This window comes from Enterobacter chengduensis, assembly GCF_001984825.2.
GTDB classification, from domain to species: domain Bacteria; phylum Pseudomonadota; class Gammaproteobacteria; order Enterobacterales; family Enterobacteriaceae; genus Enterobacter; species Enterobacter chengduensis.
Genome location: NZ_CP043318.1, coordinates 1,509,049 through 1,533,956 on the forward strand (window position 1 = coordinate 1,509,049; position 24,908 = coordinate 1,533,956).

Annotated in this window: 19 protein-coding genes and 7 tRNA genes; 7 read left to right on the plus strand and 19 right to left on the minus strand. The window is 55.4% G+C overall.

Features of this window, described 5'->3' with window-relative positions; all coding sequences use genetic code 11:
- Window positions 1–121 precede the first annotated feature (121 nt).
- Window positions 122–1,546 (minus strand): tRNA (N6-isopentenyl adenosine(37)-C2)-methylthiotransferase MiaB, encoded by a 1,425-nt coding sequence (gene miaB, locus FY206_RS07455; protein ID WP_032638865.1) that lies wholly within the window; start codon window positions 1,544–1,546, stop codon window positions 122–124.
- A gap of 135 nt (window positions 1,547–1,681) precedes the next feature.
- On the opposite strand from miaB, the gene ubiF reads away from it, so the two are divergent.
- A complete protein-coding gene (ubiF, locus tag FY206_RS07460) occupies window positions 1,682–2,857 on the plus strand; it encodes a 3-demethoxyubiquinol 3-hydroxylase (RefSeq protein ID WP_032638868.1) in 1,176 nt (391 codons plus the stop codon).
- A 116-nt stretch (window positions 2,858–2,973) separates the two neighbouring features.
- Here the strand turns inward: ubiF and FY206_RS07465 are convergent.
- From FY206_RS07465 to nagB, 12 genes are all read right to left on the minus strand, one after another.
- A tRNA-Gln gene (locus FY206_RS07465) sits at window positions 2,974–3,048 on the minus strand.
- Between the two features lie 36 nt (window positions 3,049–3,084).
- Window positions 3,085–3,159, minus strand: a tRNA-Gln gene (locus tag FY206_RS07470).
- A 40-nt stretch (window positions 3,160–3,199) separates the two neighbouring features.
- Window positions 3,200–3,276, minus strand: a tRNA-Met gene (locus FY206_RS07475).
- A 17-nt stretch (window positions 3,277–3,293) separates the two neighbouring features.
- Window positions 3,294–3,368: transfer RNA gene (locus FY206_RS07480), tRNA-Gln, on the minus strand.
- Between the two features lie 32 nt (window positions 3,369–3,400).
- Window positions 3,401–3,475 (minus strand) — tRNA-Gln (locus FY206_RS07485).
- A gap of 23 nt (window positions 3,476–3,498) precedes the next feature.
- Window positions 3,499–3,583 (minus strand) — tRNA-Leu (locus FY206_RS07490).
- A gap of 8 nt (window positions 3,584–3,591) precedes the next feature.
- Window positions 3,592–3,668: transfer RNA gene (locus FY206_RS07495), tRNA-Met, on the minus strand.
- A 224-nt stretch (window positions 3,669–3,892) separates the two neighbouring features.
- Window positions 3,893–5,557, minus strand: a complete 1,665-nt coding sequence (gene asnB / locus FY206_RS07500) for an asparagine synthase B (RefSeq protein WP_010428626.1) — start codon at window positions 5,555–5,557, stop codon at window positions 3,893–3,895.
- 249 nt (window positions 5,558–5,806) lie between these two features.
- A complete protein-coding gene (nagD, locus tag FY206_RS07505; RefSeq protein ID WP_023310763.1) occupies window positions 5,807–6,559 on the minus strand; it encodes a ribonucleotide monophosphatase NagD in 753 nt (250 codons plus the stop codon).
- A 45-nt stretch (window positions 6,560–6,604) separates the two neighbouring features.
- Window positions 6,605–7,825, minus strand: a complete 1,221-nt coding sequence (gene nagC / locus FY206_RS07510; protein ID WP_032638870.1) for a DNA-binding transcriptional regulator NagC — start codon at window positions 7,823–7,825, stop codon at window positions 6,605–6,607.
- An 8-nt stretch (window positions 7,826–7,833) separates the two neighbouring features.
- The gene (nagA, locus tag FY206_RS07515) at window positions 7,834–8,982 is read right to left on the minus strand and encodes an N-acetylglucosamine-6-phosphate deacetylase (protein ID WP_032638872.1); all 1,149 of its coding nucleotides are present in this window, start codon (window positions 8,980–8,982) and stop codon (window positions 7,834–7,836) included.
- 55 nt (window positions 8,983–9,037) lie between these two features.
- Complete coding sequence (gene nagB / locus FY206_RS07520) at window positions 9,038–9,838, minus strand: glucosamine-6-phosphate deaminase (RefSeq protein WP_008501061.1); 801 nt, start codon at window positions 9,836–9,838, stop codon at window positions 9,038–9,040.
- Window positions 9,839–10,163: 325 nt separating this feature from the next.
- On the opposite strand from nagB, the gene nagE reads away from it, so the two are divergent.
- The 4 genes from nagE (at window position 10,164) to chiQ (ending at window position 16,157) form a co-directional block, all read left to right on the plus strand.
- Window positions 10,164–12,116, plus strand: coding sequence for a PTS N-acetyl glucosamine transporter subunit IIABC (gene nagE / locus FY206_RS07525; RefSeq protein ID WP_032638874.1), 1,953 nt, complete (start codon window positions 10,164–10,166; stop codon window positions 12,114–12,116).
- Between the two features lie 155 nt (window positions 12,117–12,271).
- Window positions 12,272–13,939, plus strand: coding sequence for a glutamine--tRNA ligase (gene glnS, locus FY206_RS07530; RefSeq protein ID WP_032638876.1), 1,668 nt, complete (start codon window positions 12,272–12,274; stop codon window positions 13,937–13,939).
- A gap of 446 nt (window positions 13,940–14,385) precedes the next feature.
- Complete coding sequence (chiP, locus tag FY206_RS07535) at window positions 14,386–15,783, plus strand: chitoporin ChiP (RefSeq protein WP_032638878.1); 1,398 nt, start codon at window positions 14,386–14,388, stop codon at window positions 15,781–15,783.
- 47 nt (window positions 15,784–15,830) lie between these two features.
- Window positions 15,831–16,157 carry a ChiQ/YbfN family lipoprotein gene (gene chiQ, locus FY206_RS07540; protein WP_032642501.1) on the plus strand — a complete coding sequence of 109 codons (327 nt, stop codon included), beginning with the start codon at window positions 15,831–15,833 and terminating at the stop codon, window positions 16,155–16,157.
- A gap of 94 nt (window positions 16,158–16,251) precedes the next feature.
- Here chiQ and fur read toward each other — a convergent pair whose 3' ends face one another.
- The 4 genes from fur to ybfF form a co-directional block, all read right to left on the minus strand.
- Window positions 16,252–16,698 (minus strand): ferric iron uptake transcriptional regulator, encoded by a 447-nt coding sequence (fur, locus tag FY206_RS07545; protein WP_014169146.1) that lies wholly within the window; start codon window positions 16,696–16,698, stop codon window positions 16,252–16,254.
- Window positions 16,699–16,988: 290 nt separating this feature from the next.
- A complete protein-coding gene (fldA, locus tag FY206_RS07550; protein ID WP_061098867.1) occupies window positions 16,989–17,519 on the minus strand; it encodes a flavodoxin FldA in 531 nt (176 codons plus the stop codon).
- Between the two features lie 155 nt (window positions 17,520–17,674).
- A complete protein-coding gene (gene ybfE, locus FY206_RS07555) occupies window positions 17,675–17,962 on the minus strand; it encodes a LexA regulated protein (RefSeq protein ID WP_032638882.1) in 288 nt (95 codons plus the stop codon).
- 128 nt (window positions 17,963–18,090) lie between these two features.
- A complete protein-coding gene (gene ybfF, locus FY206_RS07560) occupies window positions 18,091–18,864 on the minus strand; it encodes an esterase (RefSeq protein WP_032638884.1) in 774 nt (257 codons plus the stop codon).
- Between the two features lie 183 nt (window positions 18,865–19,047).
- On the opposite strand from ybfF, the gene seqA reads away from it, so the two are divergent.
- The gene (seqA, locus tag FY206_RS07565) at window positions 19,048–19,596 is read left to right on the plus strand and encodes a replication initiation negative regulator SeqA (protein WP_032638886.1); all 549 of its coding nucleotides are present in this window, start codon (window positions 19,048–19,050) and stop codon (window positions 19,594–19,596) included.
- Window positions 19,597–19,620: 24 nt separating this feature from the next.
- Window positions 19,621–21,261, plus strand: coding sequence for a phosphoglucomutase (alpha-D-glucose-1,6-bisphosphate-dependent) (gene pgm, locus FY206_RS07570; protein WP_045890473.1), 1,641 nt, complete (start codon window positions 19,621–19,623; stop codon window positions 21,259–21,261).
- A gap of 103 nt (window positions 21,262–21,364) precedes the next feature.
- Here the strand turns inward: pgm and potE are convergent, their stop codons facing one another.
- A complete protein-coding gene (gene potE / locus FY206_RS07575; RefSeq protein ID WP_032638889.1) occupies window positions 21,365–22,678 on the minus strand; it encodes a putrescine-ornithine antiporter in 1,314 nt (437 codons plus the stop codon).
- Window positions 22,675–24,873 carry an ornithine decarboxylase SpeF gene (gene speF / locus FY206_RS07580; RefSeq protein ID WP_032638890.1) on the minus strand — a complete coding sequence of 733 codons (2,199 nt, stop codon included), beginning with the start codon at window positions 24,871–24,873 and terminating at the stop codon, window positions 22,675–22,677. Before speF ends, potE begins: the two co-directional genes overlap by 4 nt.
- Window positions 24,874–24,908 lie beyond the last annotated feature (35 nt).

Consider the following 24,908-nt stretch of genomic DNA (forward strand, 5'->3'; position numbering starts at 1 on the left):
CGTAATAAAACGGTCATTACCGAAATTATTCACGCCACAGAATAAAGGCGCAAGCGTTGCGGAAGATATTGGGGATGATGAGAGGAAATACAAGGCCTGTCGGAAGGGCAGGCCATCAGGATTAAGGCTGGTAAATCCCCACGCCAGAATCGTTCTCTTTGCGGGTACGCGAAATCACGGATTCCGGTGACTCTGCGATACGCAGGCCCATTTCGTCTTCGGTGCGGACCACCTTCGCGCGCAGCGAGTTGGTCAGCACTTCGACGATTTCGACGTCCACAAACTTACCGATCATGTCCGGGGTGCCTTCAAAGTTCACCACGCGGTTATTTTCGGTTCGACCGGAGAGTTCCATAATGCTCTTGCGCGAGGTACCTTCCACCAGAATACGCTGGACGGTGCCGAGCATACGGCGGCTCCACGCATTGGCCTGCTGGTTGATACGCTCCTGCAGAATATACAGACGCTGCTTTTTCTCCTCTTCCGGCACATCGTCAACCATATCGGCCGCAGGGGTGCCAGGACGCGCGGAGAAGATGAAGCTGTAGCTGACGTCAAAATTCACGTCGCCGATGAGCTTCATGGTGCGCTCGAAGTCATCAGCGGTTTCGCCCGGGAAGCCGACGATAAAGTCGGAGCTGATCTGGATATCCGGACGCGCTTCGCGCAGCTTGCGAATGGTGGATTTGTACTCCAGCACCGTGTGCGGACGACCCATCAGGTTAAGGACGCGGTCCGAGCCGCACTGAATCGGCAGATGCAGGAAGCTCACCAGCTCTGGCGTATCGCGATACACGTCAATGATGTCGTCGGTAAATTCCATCGGATGGCTGGTGGTGAAGCGAATGCGGTCGATGCCGTCAATCGCGGCCACCAGACGCAGCAGTTCGGCAAAGCTGCCGGTGGTGCCGTCGTAGTTTTCCCCGCGCCAGGCGTTAACGTTTTGGCCCAGCAGGTTCACTTCGCGCACGCCCTGCGCGGCAAGCTGCGCGATTTCAAACAGGATATCGTCTGCCGGGCGGCTGACCTCTTCACCGCGGGTGTACGGCACCACGCAGTAAGTACAGTATTTGTTGCAGCCTTCCATGATGGAGACGAAGGCGGTCGGGCCATCGGCGCGCGGCTCCGGCAGGCGGTCAAACTTTTCGATTTCCGGGAAGCTGACGTCAACGACCGGGCTACGGTTGCCGCGAACCTGATTAATCATTTCCGGCAGGCGGTGCAGGGTCTGCGGGCCAAAGACAATATCCACATACGGGGCTCGCTGGCGGATCAGCTTGCCTTCCTGCGACGCCACGCAGCCACCCACCCCGATGATCAGGTCTGGGTTTTTTCGTTTGAGAAGCTTCCAGCGGCCTAACACGTGGAAGACTTTTTCCTGTGCTTTTTCACGAATCGAACAGGTGTTCAGCAGCAGCACGTCCGCTTCTTTCGCATTTTCAGTCAGCTGGTATCCGTGGGTGGTATCCAGCAGATCGGCCATCTTGGATGAATCGTATTCGTTCATCTGACAGCCCCAGGTTTTTATATGGAGTTTTTTAGTCATCGACTTGCTCAGCTCAGGATTGCAAGCCGCGTATTGTAATGCTTTGGTGGGGTTGTGACCAGTATGAAGGTTGTGTGCCTCAGGACCGCAAAAATCCGGTAAACTTAAGGGATTCTCCAATAAGGAAAATTGACCATGACACTCCTACACACCGAAGTTGCCGTTGTCGGCGGCGGTATGGTCGGCGGCGCGCTGGCGCTGGGGCTGGCGCAGCAGGGATTTGAGGTAACGGTAATTGAACAGGCTGCACCGCCGACTTTCGATCCCGCCAGCAAGCCGGATGTGCGCATTTCGGCTATCAGCGCGGCGTCCGTCGATCTGCTCCGCGGGCTGGGCGTCTGGGAGACGGTGCAGGCGATGCGTGCCCATCCCTACAGCCGTCTCGAAACCTGGGAGTGGGAAAATGCCCACGTCGCGTTTGATGCCGCTGAGCTGAAGCTGCCGCGCCTGGGCTATATGGTAGAAAACAACGTGCTCCAGCGGGCGCTCTGGCAGGCGCTGGAGGCGCATCCGAAGGTGACGCTGCGCGTGCCTGCGTCGCTTAAGTCACTTCATCCTCACGATCGTGGCTATCTGCTGACGCTCGACAGCGGTGATGAACTGGCCGTGAAGCTGGTCGTCGGTGCGGACGGCGCTAACTCACAGGTCAGACAAAAGGCGGGCATTGGCGTTCATGCCTGGCAGTATGAACAGTCCTGCATGCTGATTACCGTCGAGTGCGAGAATGCGCCGGGCGAGAGTACCTGGCAGCACTTTACCCCGAATGGCCCGCACGCCTTTTTACCGCTGTTTGAAAACTGGGCGTCGCTGGTGTGGTACGACAAACCGGCGCGCATTCGCCAGCTGCAGGGGATGAACATGGAACAACTGCAGCGCGAAATTCTGCTGCACTTCCCGAGCCGTCTGGGCCATGTTACGCCGGTCGCCGCCGGGGCGTTCCCGCTTACGCGCCGTCATGCGTTGCAGTATGCCCGTGAAGGGCTGGCGCTGGTGGGGGATGCTGCACATACCATTCATCCGCTGGCCGGGCAGGGCGTGAATTTGGGGTACCGTGATGTTGATGCGTTACTGGATGTGCTGGGCAGCGCCCGCGGACATGCGGAAAACTGGGCCAGCCATCAGGTCCTGAAGCGCTACCAGACGCGGCGTATGGCGGATAATTTCATCATGCAGTCGGGGATGGATCTGTTCTATGCCGGGTTCAGCAATGACCTGGCGCCAGTTCGTATTCTGCGTAATATTGGATTGATGGCAGCGGAGCGTGCCGGTGGGTTGAAACGCCAGGCCCTGAAATACGCTCTCGGACTTTAATCGCTGCTTCGACCATTCCCTCGCCCCTTTGGGGAGAGGGTTAGGGTGAGTGGGCATCAGGCATTATGAACAACAAAAACAAAAAAGCCCGCAGAGCGGGCTTTTTTGTTACTAAGTGGCTGGGGTGCAGGGATTCGAACCCCGGAATGCTGGTATCAGAAACCAGAGCCTTACCGCTTGGCGACACCCCAATTGCGTTGAGCAAACTGCTTAACGACTTTTTAAATTGGCTGGGGTACGAGGATTCGAACCTCGGAATGCCGGAATCAGAATCCGGTGCCTTACCGCTTGGCGATACCCCAACAATTTGTCTTGATTGCCGATAAATCAACAATCCTAATTTGGTGGCTACGACGGGATTCGAACCTGTGACCCCATCATTATGAGTGATGTGCTCTAACCAACTGAGCTACGTAGCCAGTACTGCAATCTTCGATGGCTGGGGTACCTGGATTCGAACCAGGGAATGCCGGTATCAAAAACCGGTGCCTTACCGCTTGGCGATACCCCAATACCGCGGAGAACCGCAAAATCGAAGAAATATGGCTGGGGTACCTGGATTCGAACCAGGGAATGCCGGTATCAAAAACCGGTGCCTTACCGCTTGGCGATACCCCATCCGTGCAACGCATACTTGGGAATGGTGCGGGAGGCGAGACTTGAACTCGCACACCTTGCGGCGCCAGAACCTAAATCTGGTGCGTCTACCAATTTCGCCACTCCCGCAAAAAAGATGGTGGCTACGACGGGATTCGAACCTGTGACCCCATCATTATGAGTGATGTGCTCTAACCAACTGAGCTACGTAGCCATCTTTTTTCGCGTTACCTTATCGGCGTTGCGGGGCGCATTATGCGTATAGACCCTTGCAGCGTCAACACCTTTTTCAACGAAAATAGCCGGAATGTGACTGTTTGGTTAGGTTGCGAACAGCATGACCGAATATTCGGCAATTATTGGTTATTAATCGTTTTTCGAGAGTGGAATGCAAGGCAAAAAAAAGGCCCCAGAGGGGCCTGATTAGAATCGTCGTGATTATTTGTAGGCAGACTGGTGAACGCCTACCGCGCGTCCTGACGGATCGTTCATGGATTTGAAAGATTCATCCCATTCAATGGCTTTAGCGGAAGAGCAGGCGACGGACGGACCGCCAGGCACACACTCGGCAGCGCTCGGTACCGGGAACAATTCTTCAAAGATCTCGCGGTACAGATATGCCTCTTTCGAACCCGGCGTGTTGTACGGGAAGCGGAAGCTTGCGGTTTCCAGCTGTTGGTCAGAAACCTGTTTCGCCGCGACCTCTTTCAGGGTGTCGATCCAGCTATAGCCCACGCCATCAGAGAACTGCTCTTTTTGACGCCACGCCACGCTCGCCGGCAGATAGGATTCAAAACATTCGCGCAGGATATGTTTTTCCATTTTACCGTTGCCGCACATTTTGTCCTGCGGGTTGATGCGCATCGCGACGTCGAGGAATTTCTTATCCAGGAACGGCACGCGTGCTTCCACGCCCCAGGCGGACATCGCCTTGTTAGCGCGCGCGCAGTCAAACATGTGCAGCGCCTGCAGTTTACGCACGGTCTCTTCGTGCAGCTCTTTGGCGTTCGGCGCTTTGTGGAAGTACAGGTAGCCGCCAAACACTTCGTCAGAGCCTTCACCGGAGAGCACCATCTTGATGCCCATCGCCTTGATCTTACGCGACATCAGGTACATCGGCGTTGAGGCGCGAATAGTGGTTACGTCATAGGTTTCAATGTGGTAGATCACATCGCGGATCGCATCCAGGCCTTCCTGCACGGTGAAGTGAATTTCATGGTGCACGGTGCCCAGGTGGTTTGCCACCTCCTGCGCGGCTTTCAGGTCAGGTGCCCCTTCAAGACCTACGGCAAAGGAGTGCAGCTGCGGCCACCAGGCTTCGGAGCGCTCCTGATCCTCCACGCGGCGAGCGGCAAATTTCTTGGTGATCGCGGAGATCACGGAGGAGTCCAGACCGCCGGAGAGCAGTACGCCGTAAGGTACGTCAGACATCAGGTGGCTTTTCACGGAATCTTCCAGCGCCTGACGCAGCTCGGCTTTGTCCGTGACGTTATCTTTAACCGCGTCATAGTCGAACCAGTCGCGCTGGTAATACTGACGGATCTCGCCGTCTTTGCTCCACAGGTAGCTGCCTGCAGGGAACTCTTTAATGGTGCGGCAGACCGGTACCAGGGCCTTCATTTCAGAGGCAACATAGAAGTTGCCGTGTTCATCGTGGCCCATGTACAGCGGGATAATACCGATATGGTCACGGCCAATCAGGTAAGCGTCTTTTTCGCTGTCGTACAGGGCGAAGGCAAACATGCCCTGCAGGTCGTCCAGGAACTCGGGCCCTTTCTCCTGATACAGCGCCAGGATCACTTCACAGTCGGACCCGGTCTGGAACGCGTAGCGGTCGCCATACTCGGCGCGCAGCGCCTGATGGTTATAGATTTCACCGTTAACAGCCAGCGCGTGCGTTTTTTTCTCGTTATACAGCGGCTGTGCACCGGCGTTGACGTCAACAATAGACAGACGTTCGTGAGCCAGAATCGCTTTGTCACTGGCGTAAACGCCTGACCAGTCCGGTCCGCGATGGCGCATCAGGCGGGACAGTTCGAGTGCCTTTTTACGCAGTTCGCCCGCGTCAGTTTTAATATCCAGTACGCCAAAAATTGAACACATAACCTTCTCCGTTAACCCTGTTGCTTTGTAATGTTGCTTGCTTATGAAAATGCCGCAAAGGGGCAGGGCACGCAAGCGTTTTACGGGCGAAAACGGAAATAGTGCAATGGCGGTTGCGGATCGGTGAAAAAAGCGTATGGCGAGCGCTGATTTATTGATGATTATGCAATTAAACCGCTTTTTTGTTAGATGTGGTGGTGTTTTTCAGGCGAGAAAATAAAAAACCACGCCCTGAGGCGTGGTTAGGTATCAGATAATGTCAATTTCATCGACGGAGGGATAAATCCAGCTCGGCCGGAACGGCATCGAATCAATGTCATCAAGTTGAGAGACGCCGGAGAGAACCAGAATCGTCTCCAGACCCGCCTGGAAGCCGGCCAGAATGTCGGTGCGCAGGTTGTCGCCGACAATCACCGTCTCTTCTGAGTGCGCCTGCATCTTATTGAGGGCGGCACGGATGATCCACGGGCTGGGCTTACCGACAACAAACGGCTGGCGACCAGAGATTTTTTCGATACCGGCGCACAGCGCGCCGCAGGCCGGATAAAAACCGCGACCGTGCGTATCCGGGTTGGTGGCGATAAAGCGCGCGCCGCTGGCGACAAAGTAGGCCGCCTTATGCATCATTTCCCAGTTAAAGGAACGCGTCTCGCCGACAATCACGAAGTCCGGATTCACGTCGGTGATAGTAAAGCCTGCTTTATACAGCTCGTGGATCAGTGCGCCTTCACCGACGACGTAGGCTTTTTTCCCTTCCTGACGCTTCAGGAAATCCGCCGTGGCCATCGCCGAGGTATAAAACACGCTGTCCGGCACGTCGACACCCGCCGTGGCGAAGCGGTTTGCCAGATCCTGACCGGTCTGAGAAGGGTAGTTCGTGAGCAGAACCAGTGGCATTCCTTTGTCGATGATGCGGTGAAGAAACTCCGCAGCACCCGGCACGGCAACGTTATCGTGCATCAGCACGCCGTCGATATCACAAATTACATTCTTAATGGTCATGGACAGTCCGGCATCAAAAAAAGAAGGCGTTACTATAAGGTCCGATCAGCTTTCCAGCAAATGCTGCAGCAGAATTCCGTTGAGCATGGCGCGTTTTACCAGCGCGAATGCGCCAATCGCGGAGCGATGATCCAGCTTTGAACGCACCACCGGAAGGTTCTGGCGGAATGCTTTCAGCGCCTGGGTGTTAATACAGCCTTCAATGGCGGGGAGCAGCACCTTTTCCGCCTCCACTATTTCACCGGCGATGACCACTTTTTGTGGATTAAACAGATTGATGGCGATGGCGATGGTTTTCCCCAGATGACGTCCAACCTGCTCGATCACCTCGCAGGCCAGCGCGTCGCCTTTATTGGCGGCTTTGCAGATGGTGCCTATCTTGCAGTCGTCCAGCGTGACGCGGCTTTGGTAACCCTGTTCAAGGAGATGGCGAACGCGCTGCTCGATGGCCGTGTTGGCGGCAATGGTCTCAAGACAGCCGAAATTGCCGCAGTGGCAGCGCTCCCCGAGGGGCTCAACCTGAATGTGGCCGATCTCGCCAACGTTACCGTTGCGACCAATAAAAATACGGCCATTAGAGATAATACCGGCCCCCGTTCCGCGGTGAACGCGCACCAGAATAGAGTCTTCACAGTCCTGGCTCGCACCAAAGTAGTGCTCTGCCAGCGCCAGCGAGCGTATGTCGTGGCCCACAAAGCAGGTCACCTTAAAACGCTTTTCCAGCGCGTCGACCAGCGCCCAGTTTTCCACCTGAATGTGCGGCATATAGCGGATCACGCCGCTTTCCGGGTCGACCAGGCCGGGCAGAATCACGGAGATGGCGATGAGTTCGCGGATTTTGCGCTGGCAGCTTTCAATAAACGTCGCTATGGTATTCAGCAGCGCATGCTCCAGCGTCTCCTGGGTGCGCTCCGGAAGAGGATAGTGCTCTTCCGCAATGGCTTTACTGCTCAGATCGTACAGCGTGAGCGTGGTGTCATGACGGCCCAACCGGACGCCAATGGCCTGAAAATTGCGGGTTTCGGTGATGATGGAGATGGCGCGGCGGCCCCCGGTGGAGGCCTGCTGATCGACTTCTTTGATCAAACCGCGCTCAATGAGCTGACGGGTAATTTTTGTCACGCTGGCGGGAGCAAGCTGGCTTTGTTCGGCTATCTGAATCCGCGAGATGGGGCCGTGTTGGTCAATCAGGCGGTACACTGCCGCACTGTTAAGTTGTTTAACGAGATCGACATTACCGATTTGAGCTTGTCCGCCAGGTGTCATACTTTTACTTACTCAGTGACGACCTCGTTACCATTAACGATGGTCTTAATAATTTTATAATCGTGTGTGAATGCCGTCAGGTTTGCAACCATACCTGGTGCAATTCCGCCGAGCTTTTTATCCACGCCGATTGCGCGAGCCGGATAAAGGGTTGCCATACGCAGGACTTCATCAAGCGCAATCCCGCAATGTTCAACCAGGTTACGCACCCCTTCAATCATGGTCAGAGAGGAACCGCTCAGCGTACCGTTTTCATCCACACACAGTCCATTGCGGTAGTATATTGTTTTACCGGCAAAAATGAACTGCTCAATATTTGCACCTGCCGGTGCGGTGGCATCGGTCACCAGGCAGAGCTTGTCACCTTTCAGCCGCTTCGCGTTGCGAATGTTGGTGTAATCGACGTGTAAGCCGTCCGCGATAATGCCGCAGTAGACGTCTGGCTCATCCAGAATCGCCCCGACCAGACCGGGTTCACGCCCCGTGATATACGGCATGGCGTTATAAAGATGCGTCGCAAAGGTAATGCCCGCGCGGAAACCGGCTTTCGCTTCTTTCAGCGTGGCGTTTGAGTGGCCAGCTGAAACGATAATTCCGGCAGCAGCCAGTTTGCTGATGACGTCCGTGCCCGTCATTTCAGGCGCCAGGGTGACTTTGGCGATTACATCGGCGTTGGCACACATGTAATCAACCAGCTCCGCGTCAGGTTTACGCACATAGTCTGGATTATGCGTCCCTTTCTTGACCATGTTCAGCCATGGCCCTTCAAGGTGCAGGCCGAGCGCCTGATTCGGATGTTTAGCCAGGTATTCACGCATCACGCGGATGCCCTGCTTCATCAGGTCATCGCTGCTGGTGATGAGCGTTGGCAGATAGCTGGTGCAGCCCGATTTCTCGTTGGCTTTCTGCATGATCTCCAGCGTTTCGACCGTCACCGCATCCGCGGTGTCATTGAATTGCACACCGCCGCAGCCGTTCAGCTGTACGTCGATGAAACCGGGGGAGATTACTGCTCCATTGAGTGAGCGCTGTTCAATCTCCGACGGCAGTTCTGCCAGCGGGCAAACACGTTCAATCAGGCCATTCGCGATAACAATCGCATGGTCATCCAGAATTTCATGGCCGGTATAAATCCGACCGTGGGTTAAAGCGTACATAACGACCCCCGGTTAAAAAAAGCGGCCGCCTCTTGATGCAGAGGCGGTTATTCAATTACAGACCTTTGATGTTCTCGGCTTCTAGCTCGTTGAAGTATTTCAGCGTCTTCACTTTCAGCTCCATCGTGGACGGCTCGTCGCAGACGATGACTGATTTAGGGTGCAGCTGCAGGCAGCTGATGGTCCACATGTGGTTAACGTTGCCTTCAACGGCAGCCTGGAGCGCTTGCGCCTTCACGCCGCCCAGCACCAGAATCATCACTTCTTCAGCATCCAGCAGGGTGCCTACGCCAACGGTCAGGGCGTATTTTGGAACCTGGTTCACGTCACCGTCAAAGAAGCGGGAGTTTGCCACGCGCGTGTCATGGGTCAGCGTTTTAATACGGGTGCGGGAAGCCAGAGATGACGCCGGTTCGTTAAACGCGATATGACCATCGTTGCCCACGCCGCCCATAAACAGGTGGATTTTACCGTAAGAACGGATTTTTTCTTCATACTGACGGCATTCTGCGTCAATATCAGGCGCATTTCCATTCAGCAGGTTAATGTTTTCAGCAGGGATATCAACGTGATCAAAGAAATTACGGTGCATGAAGCTATGGTAGCTTTCCGGATGGTCTTTCGGTAAGCCAACGTATTCATCCATATTGAAGGTGACAACATGTTTGAAGCTAACCTGGCCTGCTTTATGCATCTCAACCAGCGCCTTGTAGGCGGTCAGCGGCGTGCCGCCGGTTGGAAGACCAAGAACGAAAGGACGATCGGCGGTCGGTTTAAACGCGTTAATGCGGTTAACGATATGGCGAGCGGCCCATTTACCGACTTGTTCAGCCGTTGCCAGGGGAATCAGTCTCATTGTTCACCTCAAAGTTTAAGTAGAAGAGTGGGCGGATGGCTTCGGAACCTGATACTAAAGCGTAACCTGGAAACTTTCAGGCCGGATCAATCCGCCTTGATTTTTTGAATGATAAAATAAGTTTTCGCTGTTAGCCAGTGAAAGGGAGGGCTGAATACGATATTTGGTGACAAAAATCACAAAAAATAGGTGTTTAATTTGCGATACGAATTAATTTTTCACACACTCAGACTGCCAGTGAATTATCAACGGTATCTATCGTTAGCGACACAATAAAAACATAGTTTATGCGCGAGCCTGAAAAGGGTCTCGTAGGGGGAATAGGATGAATATTTTAGGTTTTTTCCAGCGCCTCGGTAGGGCTTTGCAGCTCCCTATCGCCGTGCTACCGGTTGCAGCGCTGCTGCTGCGATTCGGGCAACCCGATCTTCTTAACGTACCGTTTATTGCTCAGGCGGGCGGTGCCATTTTTGACAACCTGGCGCTGATTTTCGCCATCGGTGTTGCCTCTAGCTGGTCAAAAGACAGCGCGGGTGCCGCAGCACTGGCAGGGGCTGTCGGTTATTTCATCCTGACGAAAGCGATGGTAACGATTAACCCCGAAATCAACATGGGCGTGCTGGCGGGTATCATTACCGGCCTGGTCGGCGGTGCGGTGTACAACCGCTGGGCGAACATCAAGCTGCCAGACTTCCTGAGCTTCTTTGGCGGCAAACGTTTCGTGCCGATCGCCACAGGCTTCTTCTGTCTGGTACTGGCCGCCATCTTTGGCTACGTTTGGCCACCGGTGCAGCATGCTATCCATGCGGGCGGCGAGTGGATCGTCTCTGCAGGCGCTTTGGGCGCGGGCATCTTCGGTTTCATTAACCGTCTGCTGATCCCAACCGGTCTGCACCAGGTCCTCAATACCATCGCCTGGTTCCAGATTGGTGAGTTCACCAACGCGGCAGGCACGATTTTCCACGGCGACATCAACCGCTTCTACGCGGGTGACGGCACCGCGGGCATGTTTATGTCCGGCTTCTTCCCAATCATGATGTTTGGTCTGCCGGGCGCTGCGCTGGCAATGTACCTGGCAGCGCCAAAGGCGCGTCGTCCAATGGTCGGCGGTATGCTGCTGTCAGTGGCCATTACCGCATTCCTGACCGGCGTAACCGAGCCTCTGGAATTCCTGTTCATGTTCCTGGCTCCGCTGCTGTACCTGATGCACGCGGTGTTAACCGGCATCAGCCTGTTTGTGGCAACCCTGCTGGGCATTCATGCGGGCTTCTCCTTCTCCGCAGGCGCGATCGACTACGTGCTGATGTACAACCTGCCGGCGGCAAGCAAGAACGTCTGGATGCTGGTGGTCATGGGCGCGGCCTTCTTCGTCATCTACTTCGTCCTGTTCACCGCGGTTATTCGTATGTTTAACCTCAAAACGCCGGGACGCGAAGACACCACTGATGACGTTGTGACCAGCGAAGCCAACAGCAATACCGAAGAAGGTTTAACCCAGCTGGCAACCAGCTACATTGCCGCAGTCGGCGGTACCGACAACCTGAAAGCCATTGATGCCTGTATTACCCGTCTGCGTCTGACCGTGGGCGACTCTGCGCGCGTCAGCGACGCAATGTGTAAACGTCTTGGCGCATCTGGCGTCGTTAAGCTGAACAAACAAACTATCCAGGTCATCGTGGGTGCCAAAGCGGAATCTATCGGTGATGAAATGAAGAAAGTGGTTGCCCGTGGCCCGGTCGCAGCGGCATCAGCCGACAGTGCACCTGCGGCGACGGCTGCCCCGGTCGCGAAGCCGCAGGCCGTGCCTAACGCCGTAACGGTTGCTGCTCTGGTCTCTCCGGTAACGGGTGACGTCGTTGACCTTGAGCAGGTACCTGACGAAGCCTTTGCCAGCAAAGCGGTCGGTGACGGCGTGGCGGTGAAACCAACGGATAAAACCGTTGTGTCTCCAGCATCCGGTACCATCGTGAAAATTTTCAACACCAACCACGCGTTCTGCCTCGAAACCGAAAATGGCGCGGAGATCGTGGTCCACATGGGCATCGATACCGTGGCGCTGAACGGTAAAGGCTTTACTCGCCTGGTGGAAGAGGGCGCTGAAGTGGTGGCCGGGCAGCCGGTTCTGGAAATGGATCTGGACTTCCTGAACGCTAACGCACGCTCCATGATAAGCCCGGTGGTTTGCAGCAACATCGACGACTTCAGCGGTCTGGTCATCCAGGCGAAAGGTCAGGTTGTTGCAGGTCAAACCCCGCTGTATGAGATTAAAGGCAAGTAATCGCTCCTGAGTAGAGTCATGCCTTAAGCGGCGGGGGATATCCTCCGCCGCTTTTTTTATTGGTAACGGTTTTTCCGTTACATAAGGGTTGTCTCTTCGTCCGGCTTATAAGATCATATGCCGTTATACGTTGTTTACGCTTTGAGGAATCCACGATGAGTGAGGCAGAAGCCCGCCCGAGTAACTTTATTCGTCAGATCATCGATGAAGATCTGGCCAGTGGTAAGCACACCACAATACATACCCGCTTCCCGCCGGAGCCGAACGGCTACCTGCATATCGGGCATGCGAAGTCCATTTGCCTGAACTTTGGCATTGCGCAAGATTACCAGGGACAGTGCAACCTGCGTTTCGATGACACCAACCCAGTAAAAGAAGACATCGAATACGTTGAGTCCATCAAGAACGACGTGCAATGGCTGGGCTTCAACTGGTCTGGCGATATCTGCTACTCCTCTGACTACTTTGATCGGCTGTATGCCTACGCGGTAGAGCTTATCAATAAAGGTCTGGCGTATGTTGACGAACTGTCAGCAGATGAGATCCGTGAGTACCGCGGCACGCTGACCGCGCCGGGCAAAAACAGCCCGTTCCGCGATCGCAGCGTGGAGGAGAACCTGGCGCTGTTTGAAAAAATGCGTGCGGGTGGCTTCGAAGAGGGCAAAGCGTGCCTGCGTGCCAAAATCGACATGGCGTCTCCGTTCATCGTGATGCGCGATCCGGTGCTGTACCGCATTAAGTTCGCAGAACACCACCAGACCGGCAACAAGTGGTGCATCTACCCGATGTACGACTTCACCCACTGCATCAGCGATGCGCTGGAAGGCATTACGCACTCCCTGTGTACGCTGGAGTTCCAGGACAACCGTCGCCTGTATGACTGGGTGCTGGATAACATCACCATTCCTGTGCATCCGCGTCAGTACGAGTTCTCTCGTCTGAATCTGGAATACACCGTGATGTCCAAGCGTAAGCTGAATCAGCTGGTGACCGAGAAGCACGTTGAAGGCTGGGATGACCCACGCATGCCAACCATCTCTGGTCTGCGTCGTCGTGGTTACACGGCGGCCTCTATTCGTGAGTTCTGCAAGCGCATCGGCGTGACCAAGCAGGACAACACCATCGAGATGGCCTCCCTGGAGTCCTGCATTCGCGAAGACCTGAACGAGAACGCCCCGCGTGCGATGGCGGTTATCGACCCGGTGAAGCTGGTTATCGAAAACTATCCGCAGGGGGCGAGCGAGCTGGTTGCCATGCCTAACCATCCGAACAAACCGGAAATGGGCAGCCGTGACGTGCCGTTCAGCGGCGAGATCTGGATTGACCGCGCTGACTTCCGCGAAGAAGCCAACAAGCAGTACAAGCGTCTGGTGCTGGGTAAAGAAGTGCGTCTGCGTAACGCTTACGTGATCAAAGCCGAGCGCGTTGAGAAAGATGCAGAAGGAAATATCACCACCATCTTCTGTTCTTACGATGCGGAAACGCTGAGCAAGGATCCTGCCGATGGCCGCAAGGTGAAAGGCGTTATTCACTGGGTGAGCGCATCTCACGCGCTGCCGGTAGAGATCCGTCTGTACGATCGTCTGTTCAGCGTGCCTAACCCAGGTGCGGCGGAAGACTTCCTGGCGACCATCAATCCGGAATCTCTGGTCATCAAGCAGGGCTACGCTGAGCCGTCCCTGAAAGCGGCTGAAGCAGGCAAAGCGTTCCAGTTTGAACGCGAAGGTTACTTCTGCCTGGACAGCCGTTACAGCACGGCGGAAAAACCGGTATTTAACCGTACCGTCGGCCTGCGTGACACCTGGACGAAGATCGGCGAATAATATTGCTGCTCTGGTCAATGAGAGACAAACGCCGCACTATGCGGCGTTTTTTTATATAACGATCAGGGTATTAAGCCAGGGCCTAAAGCAGCCTTATGAAAATAACAGGTCAATGAGGTGCTACTTATTTTTCAAAAAAAAGTTTGTGTCATTACGAAAATCAAAAAGGTTATAAAAAAGAAAAGTAATCCCGCGTCTACTAACTGAAATACCTGACAATTCCCCGTCATTCCTCGCTTTACTGCAAATGTTACAAAGCACTACCAATTATGTGCACTTCGTCATAATCCTGACTTTTGCCCGCTGAAAAGCATTGATAATTCGCGTCGCGAAAAATAACCTAAAGACGGTAGTTAATTCGAGGGTATTTAAAACTACCCCTGACCATTTGGTCTTTTTTATTTACGCCGTTTCAGGCGTTTTAATTCGTCAAAGAGGAATAATCTATGCGTACGTTCAGTGGCAAACGTAGTGCGCTGGCGCTGGCTATTGCCGGTGTGACAGCAATGTCGGGCCTGGTGGTGACGCCAGAAGCGAAAGCGGCAGGGTTCATCGACGATTCTACCCTCACGGGCGGTATCTATTACTGGCAGCGCGAGCGTGACCGTAAAGACGTCAACGAAGACAAATATAAAACCAACCTTTCACACTCCACCTGGAACGCCAACCTGGACTTCCAGTCAGGCTATGCCGCCGATATGTTCGGTCTGGATATTGCTGCGTTTACCGCAATCGAAATGGCGGAAAACGGCGACAGCGGCCACCCGAACGAAATCGCCTTCTCCTCCAGCAACAAAGCCTATGATGAAGACTGGTCCGGGGATAAGAGCGGTATCAGCCTTTACAAAGCGGCTGCGAAATTTAAGTACGGTCCGGTATGGGCGCGCGGCGGATACATCCAGCCAACCGGCCAGACCCTGTTAGCCCCGCACTGGAGCTTTATGCCGGGCACCTATCAGGGGGCGGAAGCCGGGGCTAACTTTGACTACGGTGATGCGGGGGCGCTGAGCTTCTCCTATATGTGGACCAACGAGTATAAAGCACCGTGGCACATTGAGATGGACAAGTTCTACCAGAACGATAAGAAAACCAAAGTCGATTACCTGCACTCGCTGGGCGCGAAGTATGACTTCAAAAACGATCTGGTACTGGAAGCCGCATTTGGTCAGGCGGAAGGCTATATCGATCAGTATTTTGCTAAAGCCAGCTACAAATTTGATATCGCAGGCAGCCCGCTGAGCACCAGCTACCAGTTCTACGGTACGCGTGACAAGGTCAGCGACGGCGGCGTCAATGACATTTATGACGGCACCGCGTGGCTGCAGGCGTTAACCTTCGGCTATAAGGTCGGTCAGGTTGATTTGCGTCTGGAAGGCACATGGGTGAAGGCGGAAGGGCAGCAGGGCTACTTCCTGCAGCGTATGACCCCGACCTATGCCTCATCCAACGGTCGTCTTGATATCTGGTGGGATAACCGTTCAGACTTCAACGCCGACGGCGAGAAAGCGGTCTTCTTCGGCGCCATGTACGACCTGAAAAACTGGAACCTGCCTGGCTGGGCGGTGGGCGCTTCTTACGCTTACGCCTGGGATGCAAAACCTGCCGATATGGCAACGCCGGACGCATACTACGATCCCAACTATCGCCTGAAAGAGTCTTCCTACAGCCTTGATGCTATCTATACCCTGCAGGATGGCCGCGCGAAAGGGACGATGTTCAAACTGCACTTCACCCAGTACGACAACCACTCCGATATCCCAAGCTATGCGGGCGGCTACGGCAACATCTTCCAGGATGAACGTGACGTGAAATTCATGGTTATTGCCCCATTCACCATCTTCTGATGAATCGTCCGGCGGGCTGAGCCCCGCCGGTATGGAGACTGCACATGATGAAAAAAATCGTAATCGTCGCGCTGCTGGCGTCGGGGCTGGTGGCGTGTACCCAGACGCAGGCACCGAAAGAAGACTCCCGTCTGAAGGAGGCGTATAGCGCCTGCATAAATACTGCAGAGGGCTCGCCGGAAAAAATTGAAGCCTGTCAGAGCGTGCTGAACGTGCTCAAGAAAGAGAAAGCGCATGAGCAGTTCGCGACGCAGGAGAACGTCCGCGTGATGGATTACCAGGCCTGTATTCAGGCGCGTAAAACCGGTAACGATCAGGAAGTGGCGAAGCGTTGCGATAAGATCTGGCAGGAAATTCGCAGCAATAATAACTAATGAGCTGTTTTACGCCCGGTGGCGCTGCGCTTACCGGGCTTTTTAAGGCAAAAAAAAGCCAACCTTACGGCTGGCTCAGAGTATAAACACTCGATTATTTCGCATCGTGCGCATGGTCGTCTTCGCGGCAATCGCCTTCAGCACAGTGACCGTAAAGGTACAGGCTGTGGTTGGTCAGACGGATGCCGTGACGCGCGGCGATTTCACGCTGGCGCGCTTCGATGGAGTCATCGCTAAATTCAATGACCTTGCCGCAGTCGAGGCAGATCAGGTGATCGTGGTGCTGCTGCTGGGTCAGTTCGAAGACAGATTTACCGCCCTCGAAATTATGACGGGTAACAATGCCCGCGTCATCAAACTGGTTCAGCACGCGATAAACGGTAGCCAGCCCAATCTCTTCACCCATGTCGATAAGACGTTTATAAAGGTCTTCCGCACTGACATGGTGATTGTCTGGACCCTGAAGCACTTCGAGGATTTTTAACCGAGGAAGCGTAACTTTCAGGCCAGCCTTCTTTAATGCGGTATTGTTGTCAGTCATGCGGAATCTGTCCTGTTGCTAAACGATTCACTTCTGTAGGAAGTGACAGAAAATGCACTTGGGATAATGCGTCTCATTATAGAACTGCCATGGCTAAATGAAAACTGCAAGTCTCAGGCAAAATATGCTTATAAAAATGGGGTATCACCAACAAACTTGCTCAATGGAAAACCCATTTTATCAGGGAGACATTGTACAGGTCTGGGCGAAAAAGTTAAAAGATTGTAGCAATTAATTTAATCGGTTTGACCTGGGGCATGGGCGCAACCGCGGTTGCGCCGCGATAAAAATCAGGCGTTAAGAATCGCGTCCAGGTGAAGTTCTTCACGGATCTGCTTCACCCACTTCTCAACGCGCTCGGCGGTCAGTTCTGGCTGGCGGTCTTCGTCGATGGCCAGACCCACGAAGTGATCGTCATCGGCCAGGCCTTTAGAGGCTTCGAAGTGGTAACCGGCGGTCGGCCAGTGGCCTACGATAACCGCGCCATTCGGCTCAATGATATCGCGGATGGTGCCCAGCGCATCACAGAAGTATTCGGCGTAGTCTTCCTGATCGCCGCAGCCAAACAGGGCGACCAGCTTACCGTTGAAGTCCACTTCTTCCAGCGTCGGGAAGAAATCATCCCAGTCGCACTGGGCTTCACCGTAGTACCAGGTTGGGATACCCAGCAGCAGAATGTCATAGCCTTCCAGATCTTCTTTGCTGCTCTTGGCGATGTCATGCACATCAGCAACGTCTTTACCGAGCTGTTTCTGAATGTTTTTTGCGATATTTTCGGTATTGCCGGTATCACTGCCAAAGAAAATGCCGATGATTGCCATGAGTAAAATAACCTCTTGAAACTTAATAGTATGGTGGCGCAATTCGGCCACGGATAAGGGCAATAATAGCAGAACTGGCAACCCTGCGGAAACAGCTATCGCGCAGGACTGCACTCTGTGCTACATGAAAAGGGCGATAAAGGGGATTTTCAGACTTATGCCTGGCGGCGTAACGTCTCAAGCTGGGCGATCAGCATCTCTTCAATGAGCTCGCTGCGGCTGATATTTCGCGCGTCGGCCAGCTCGTTAAGCGCATCGACGGCGTCGGCGTTCAGCTTCAGTTCGACACGCTTAAGCCCACGATTTTTATCGCGTTTAAGCTGGTTGCGTTTATTGATACGCAGCTGTTCATCGCGCGAAAGCGGATTCGTCTTGGGTCGTCCCGGGCGACGCTCGTTCGCGAACAGATCTAGTGTCGTACGGTCCGTTTGTTCTTTGGCCATGATTCTGAGACTTCGGGGGAAACACGCCGCCCTGCTAATGCCCGGGCGATAAGCGCGCCATCATACATCACCAAAAACGGCACGCCAACGACTGGAAGCCCGCAGTCTTCCAGTCGCTTCCTTTTTAATCAATTTGCCGTATCAGCGAGATAGCGGCGGATGGCGCGCAGAACGGCTTCCGGTTTTTCCGCATGCACCCAGTGTCCGGCACCGGCAATCACGTGGGCGCGAGCCTGCGGGAATTGCGCCAGTATGGCGTCGCGGTACGCATCGGTAACGTAAGGGGAGTGACCGCCGCGAATGAAGAGGGTAGGGTGCGGCCAGGCGGGGACGCTTTCCCAGCCTACGATATTGTTGTACTGGTCCCAGAGTACCGGCACGTTAAAACGCCACTGTCCGTCAACAAACGACTTCAGCAGAAACTGCACGACGCCCTCTTCATCAAGATGCTCACGCATGACGGCAGCCGCCTGTTGGCGTGTCGCGACACCCGCTTCTGTGACCGCATCAATGGCGGCAAAAATCTCGTCGTGACGGCGGACGTCATAATCCACGGGCGCGACGTCAATCACCACTAGGCCGCTGATACGCTCCGGCGCCAGCGCCGTCAGGGCCATTACCGCTTTGCCCCCCATTGAATGCCCAATGAGCGTCACCTTTTGCAGACCGTTGGCGTCCAGCGTATCCAGCAGGTCGTGCGCCATCGCGGCGTAGGTCATCTCGTCCGAACGCCCGGAAAGACCGTGATTGCGCATATCGACCTGCACAATATCGTGGTCGGTAACCAGATCGCGCGCCAGCACGCCGAGGTTATCCAGGCTGCCAAAAAGGCCGTGAACCAGTACGATGGGAGAATTATTGTTCGGCGATTGTGCAGTTTGCGCTCGGGTATTCAATTTCATGGCAAAGTTCTTTTTTTACGTATGTCAGGTTAGGGTATCATGTTGACCATTCTGCCGCCCGGCCGCAAGGTTCCAGTTTAATCTGACTTTTGCCGCCAACCTGGTTTGACGCTATCCGCTGTTGGGATTTGACCTTATAATCCCAATGACTTGTATTCAGATAAGATATCGCACTGGATTAAGATGAAAACAATCGAAGTTGATGACGAACTCTATCAGTATATTGCCAGCCAGACGCGGCATATCGGGGAGAGCGCGTCCGACATTTTACGGCGCATGCTTAAAATTTCCGCCGCTTCACAGCCTGCTACCCCAGTCACCAAAGATGTCGTGTCTCAGCCGAGCGTTGTTGCACAAGCAAAACCTGCCGTGACGCCGGTAAAAGATAAAGTCCGCGCGGTGCGCGAACTGCTGCTCTCCGACGAATACGCTGAGCAGAAAAAGGCGGTTAACCGTTTTATGCTGGTGCTGTCTACACTTTATTCCCTGGATAACAAAGCGTTTGCTGAGGCGACCGAGTCGCTGCACGGCCGTACCCGCGTCTATTTCGCGGGCGACGAGCAGACGCTGCTGCAAAATGGCAACCAAACCAAACCTAAACATGTCCCTGGCACCCCATACTGGGTGATCACCAATACCAACACGGGCCGCAAGTGCAGCATGATTGAACACATCATGCAGTCCATGCAGTTCCCTGCGGAATTGATTGAAAAGGTTTGCGGTACAATTTAACCCTTGCATCAGAAGGACCCGGTAATGGCAAATCACAGCCGTGCAGGCCAACCTGCACAACAAAGCGATTTGATTAACGTCGCTCAGCTGACCGCGCAGTATTACGTGCTGAAACCGGTCGTGGGCAACGCAGAACACGCAGTGAAGTTTGGTACATCCGGCCACCGCGGCAGCGCGGCACGCCATAGCTTTAACGAACCGCACATTCTGGCCATTGCTCAGGCCATTGCGGAAGAGCGCGCTAAAAACGGCGTTACCGGTCCGTGCTACGTGGGGAAAGACACCCATGCGCTGTCTGAACCGGCGTTCATCTCCGTGCTGGAAGTGCTGGCGGCAAACGGTGTCGACGTGATTGTTCAGGAGAACAACGGCTTCACCCCAACGCCTGCGGTCTCTAACGCCATCCTGGTGCACAACAAAAAAGGTGGCGCGCTGGCTGACGGTATCGTTATCACGCCATCCCACAACCCGCCGGAAGACGGTGGTATCAAATACAATCCGCCTAACGGCGGTCCGGCAGACACCAACGTCACCAAAGTGGTGGAAGATCGTGCGAACGCGCTTCTGGCTGATGGTTTGAAAGGCGTGAACCGCATTTCTCTGGATGCGGCCATGGCGTCGGGCCACGTGAAAGAGCAGGATCTGGTTCAGCCGTTCGTGGAAGGGCTGGCGGATATCGTCGATATGGCGGCAATCCAGAAAGCCGGCCTGAAGCTGGGCGTGGATCCGCTGGGCGGCTCCGGTATCGAATACTGGAAGCGCATCGCCGAGCACTACAAGCTGGATCTGACCATCGTGAACGATCACGTCGATCAGACCTTCCGCTTTATGCATCTGGACAAAGACGGCGCGATCCGCATGGACTGCTCCTCCGAGTGCGCGATGGCGGGCCTGCTGGCGCTGCGCGATAAATTCGACCTGGCGTTTGCGAACGACCCGGATTATGACCGTCACGGCATCGTCACCCCTGCCGGGCTGATGAACCCGAACCATTATCTGGCCGTGGCGATCAACTACCTGTTCCAGCATCGTCCGCAGTGGGGCAAAGAGGTGGCCGTCGGTAAAACGCTGGTTTCCTCCGCGATGATCGACCGCGTGGTTGACGCGCTGGGCCGCAAGCTGGTGGAAGTGCCGGTGGGCTTCAAATGGTTCGTTGACGGTCTGCACGACGGCAGCTTTGGTTTTGGTGGCGAAGAGAGCGCCGGGGCATCCTTCCTGCGCTTCGACGGCACGCCATGGTCAACCGATAAAGACGGCATCATCATGTGCCTGCTGGCGGCGGAAATCACCGCGGTCACCGGTAAAAACCCGCAGGAACATTACAATGACCTGGCGGCACGCTTCGGTGCGCCAAGCTACAACCGTATCCAGGCCAGCGCGACCTCAGCCCAGAAAGCGGCCCTGTCTAAACTCTCTCCGGAGATGGTCAGCGCAAGCACTCTGGCAGGCGACCCGATCACCGCGCGTCTGACGGCGGCACCGGGCAACGGCGCCTCCATCGGCGGTCTGAAAGTGATGACCGACAACGGCTGGTTCGCCGCGCGTCCGTCCGGTACGGAAGACGCGTATAAAATCTATTGCGAAAGCTTCCTCGGCGCTGAGCATCGCCAGCAGATTGAGAAAGAAGCGGTAGAGATTGTCAGCGAAGTGCTGAAAAACGCGTAAGTGGTGTTTGGTGCGGGCTGATGCCCTCACCCCGGCCCTCTCCCACGGGGAGAGGGAGAAAACATTAAAAACGGCAACCCTCGGGTTGCCGTTTTGCTTTGACCTAACTATGTTTGTTCTTCAACTCAAACCGCGGTGACACCAGACCGTACAGCGTCCAGCCCATAAAGGTCACCATCGCGCCGTAGAGCATCGCTTCCTCGCCGGACGAGTAGAGCGCGTAGAAGCTGTAGATTGCCCCAATCAGCGCCACGATATTCGCCACTCTCGCTTTGCCCGGATCCACCTTCGCGACCTTCTGAATAATCACCAGCGCGGCCATCGACAGAATGTACGGAATGATGTTCGTCACCACCGCCAGGTTGACCAGCACGTTGAACTGGCTGTTCAGCGACGGGCTGATGGTCATCAGCGACAATCCGCTCTGGAAAATCACGATCGCCAGCATGCCCTGCACCGGCGCATCCGCTTTGGTCACGCGGGAGAAGATTTTCGGGAAGTAGCCTTCGTCAGCCGAGGATTTAAACACCTGCGCGATGGTGAACTGCCAGCCGAGAAGCGAACCGCAGCAGGACATCACCATCAGGCCCATAATCACTTTCCCCACTTCCGGGGTGAACATCTGGGCGAAGGCCAGCCCGAACGGCGCCGTGGAGTTAGCCAGATCCATATTCGGCACGATGCCCGCAATCACGTTCGTCGAGACGATATAGATCGCCGCCGCGCCGAGCGTGCCGCCGAGGACCGCAATCGGCACGTTCTTCTCAGGGTTTTCTACCACTTCCGCGTTCGCGCAGGCCGATTCCAGACCCAGGAAGGCCCAGAGCGTCATGGCGATAGAAGAGCCGACCGCGGTAAAGAACGGCACATGGTGCGGGTTCCAGGAGTTGGCGTACAGGGTCGGGCTGAACCAGAACCAGCCGATGACGCACAGGCCGACAACCGGAATAATCACGCCCCAGACGGTGATGCTGCTGAGCTGTCCGGTGATACGCGCGCCGCCAAAGTTAGCCACGGTGCAGATCCACAGCACCCCGATGGTCGCCAGCCCAATCTGGACCGGGCTGAGCGTCGCGCCAAACAGCTCCGTCCCGTAGCCCACGGCGGAGATGGCAATCGCCACGTTGGCGATCAGCAGCGACACGCCGTAGGTATAGTTGGCCATAAAGTTGCCCGACTTGCCAAAGGCGTATTCGGCATAGCCACCCATCCCGCCGGACTTGCGGCTGAACATGCCGCACTTGGCAAACGCCCACGCCAGCGCCATTGACCCCACAGCCGTCACCAGCCAGGAGATAATCGAAATGGTGCCCACTTCGGCCAGCTTGGTGGGCAGCATGATGATCCCGGACCCCATCATGTTGACCATGGTGAGGATGGTCAGCTGCACCACGCCCATCTTGTTAGACTTACTCATACTGTCTCTCCTTTCAGCAGCGCGGGCCGAGCGGCGGGTTGTTTAATGACGTTGCAGCGAACCTGTTTGCGCCCCTCACACTCTTCGACGTACACGCCCTGCAGCTCTGGCGCAAAGCCCGGCAGCAGGTTGATGCCTTCTTCCAGCGCGGTAAAGTAGCGCAGCACGGAGCCGCCCCAGACTTCGCCCGGGACCACGCACAGCACCCCCGGCGGATAGGGCAGGGCGCCTTCGGCGGCGATGCGGCCTTCCGCGTCGCGCAGGGAGACGAGTTCAACCTCACCGCGCAGGTAGGCGTAGTTCGCGTCCTGCGGGTTCATCATCACGCGCGGGAAGTGAGACTTGCGGAACATCTCTTTCTGCAGCTGCTTCACGTTGTGGCGGGCGTACAGGTCATGCATCTCCTGGCAGATCTGGCGCAGGGTATAGTCCGCGTAACGGTCCGGATGCTGTTTGTAGAGAGAGGGCAGGACCTCTTTCAGGGGAGCGTCGCTCTCAAGCAGTTTTTCGAAGCGCACCAGCTGCGCCACCAGCTGCTGCAGTTTGCCCATATCTTCGGCAGGGGTGAGCAGGAACAGGATCGAGTTGAGATCGCATTTTTCCGGCACGATGCCGTTTTCACGCAGGAAGTTGGCGAGGATGGTGGCGGGCACGCCGAAGTCGTCATACTCCCCGGTGCGGGCGTTAATGCCCGGCGTGGTCAGCAGGAGCTTGCACGGGTCGATAAAATACTGATGCTCGGCGTAGCCTTCGAAAGCGTGCCAGTTTTCACCCGGTACGAAGTGGAAGAAGCGCAGCTCGGTCGCAATTTCCGCCGTGTCCCAGCTTTCCCACGGACGGCCATCTACCGTTTCCGGCACGAAGGGGCGCAGATACCGGCAGTTCTCCAGGATCAGCTTGCGCGCTTCGATACCGTTAACCACGCAGTCCATCCACATGTTGCGGCCGCTCTGGCCTTCGTGCATACGGGCGTTGATGTCCAGCGCGGCGAACAGCGGATAAAACGGGCTGGTGGAGGCGTGCATCATAAAGGCGTTGTTCAGCCGCTTGTGCGGGACATAGCGCGGCTGCCCTTTGATGTGGCTGTCTTTCTTATGGATTTGCGAGGTCTGCGAGAAGCCGGCCTGCTGTTTGTGAACGGACTGGGTCACCAGGATCCCCGGGTCGTTTTCGTTCAGCTCCAGCAGCAGCGGCGAGCAGTCGGCCATCATCGGAATAAACTGCTCGTAACCCACCCAGGCGGAGTCGAACAGGATGTAATCGCACAGATGCCCAATCTTATCCACCACCTGACGGGCGTTATAGATGGTGCCATCGTAGGTGCCCAGCTGGATCACCGCCAGGCGGAACGGGCGCGCGTCGCGTGCACGGCCAGGCGCCACCTCTGCAACCCGCTCGCGCAGATAATTTTCTTCAAAGCAGTGGGCATCAATGCCGCCAATAAAGCCGTACGGGTTGCGCGCGGTTTCCAGATAGACCGGCGTTGCGCCTGCCTGGAGGAGGGCACCGTGATGGTTAGATTTGTGGTTGTTACGGTCGAACAGCACCAGGTCGCCCGGGGTGAGCAGGGCGTTTAATACCACTTTGTTGGACGACGAGGTGCCGTTCAGCACGAAGTAGGTCTTATCGGCGTTAAAAACCTTCGCCGCATGCTGCTGCGCAATGCACGGCGCGCCCTCATGGATCAGCAGATCCCCCATCGCCACGTCGGCGTTACACAGATCGGAGCGGAAAAGCGTCTCGCCAAAGAAATCGACAAACTGATTACCGGCAGGATGACGGCGGAAGAACTGGCCGCCCTGATGCCCCGGACAGTCAAAGGCGCTGTTGCCCTGCTTAACGTAGTCGACCAGGGCGCGGAAAAACGGCGGCCGCAGCTGGGTTTCATACTTCTGGGCTGCCGCTTCCAGCTGGCGTCCATAAAAGTTGCTGCCGGTGTCTGAATACTCAAATACGCCATGAATGCGCGATAAATAGTCTGCCGGGATGAACTCTTCTTTATGCGTCGCGACAAAAACAGGAATGCCAAAACCGGTGGCTTCTATTTCGTCCAGGATGCCGCTGGTAATATCCGTGACCGCCAGAACAATGGCGGCAACATCGATATAATCCGAAGCGCGGACATCGACCAGTTCACGCTGGGTAGTGAAGCAGTCCGGACACGCGCGGCTGGCTGCGATTTTTAAATTTTTCATCTTTCTCTCTTTATTTTAGGTAATAAGCGTCCCTC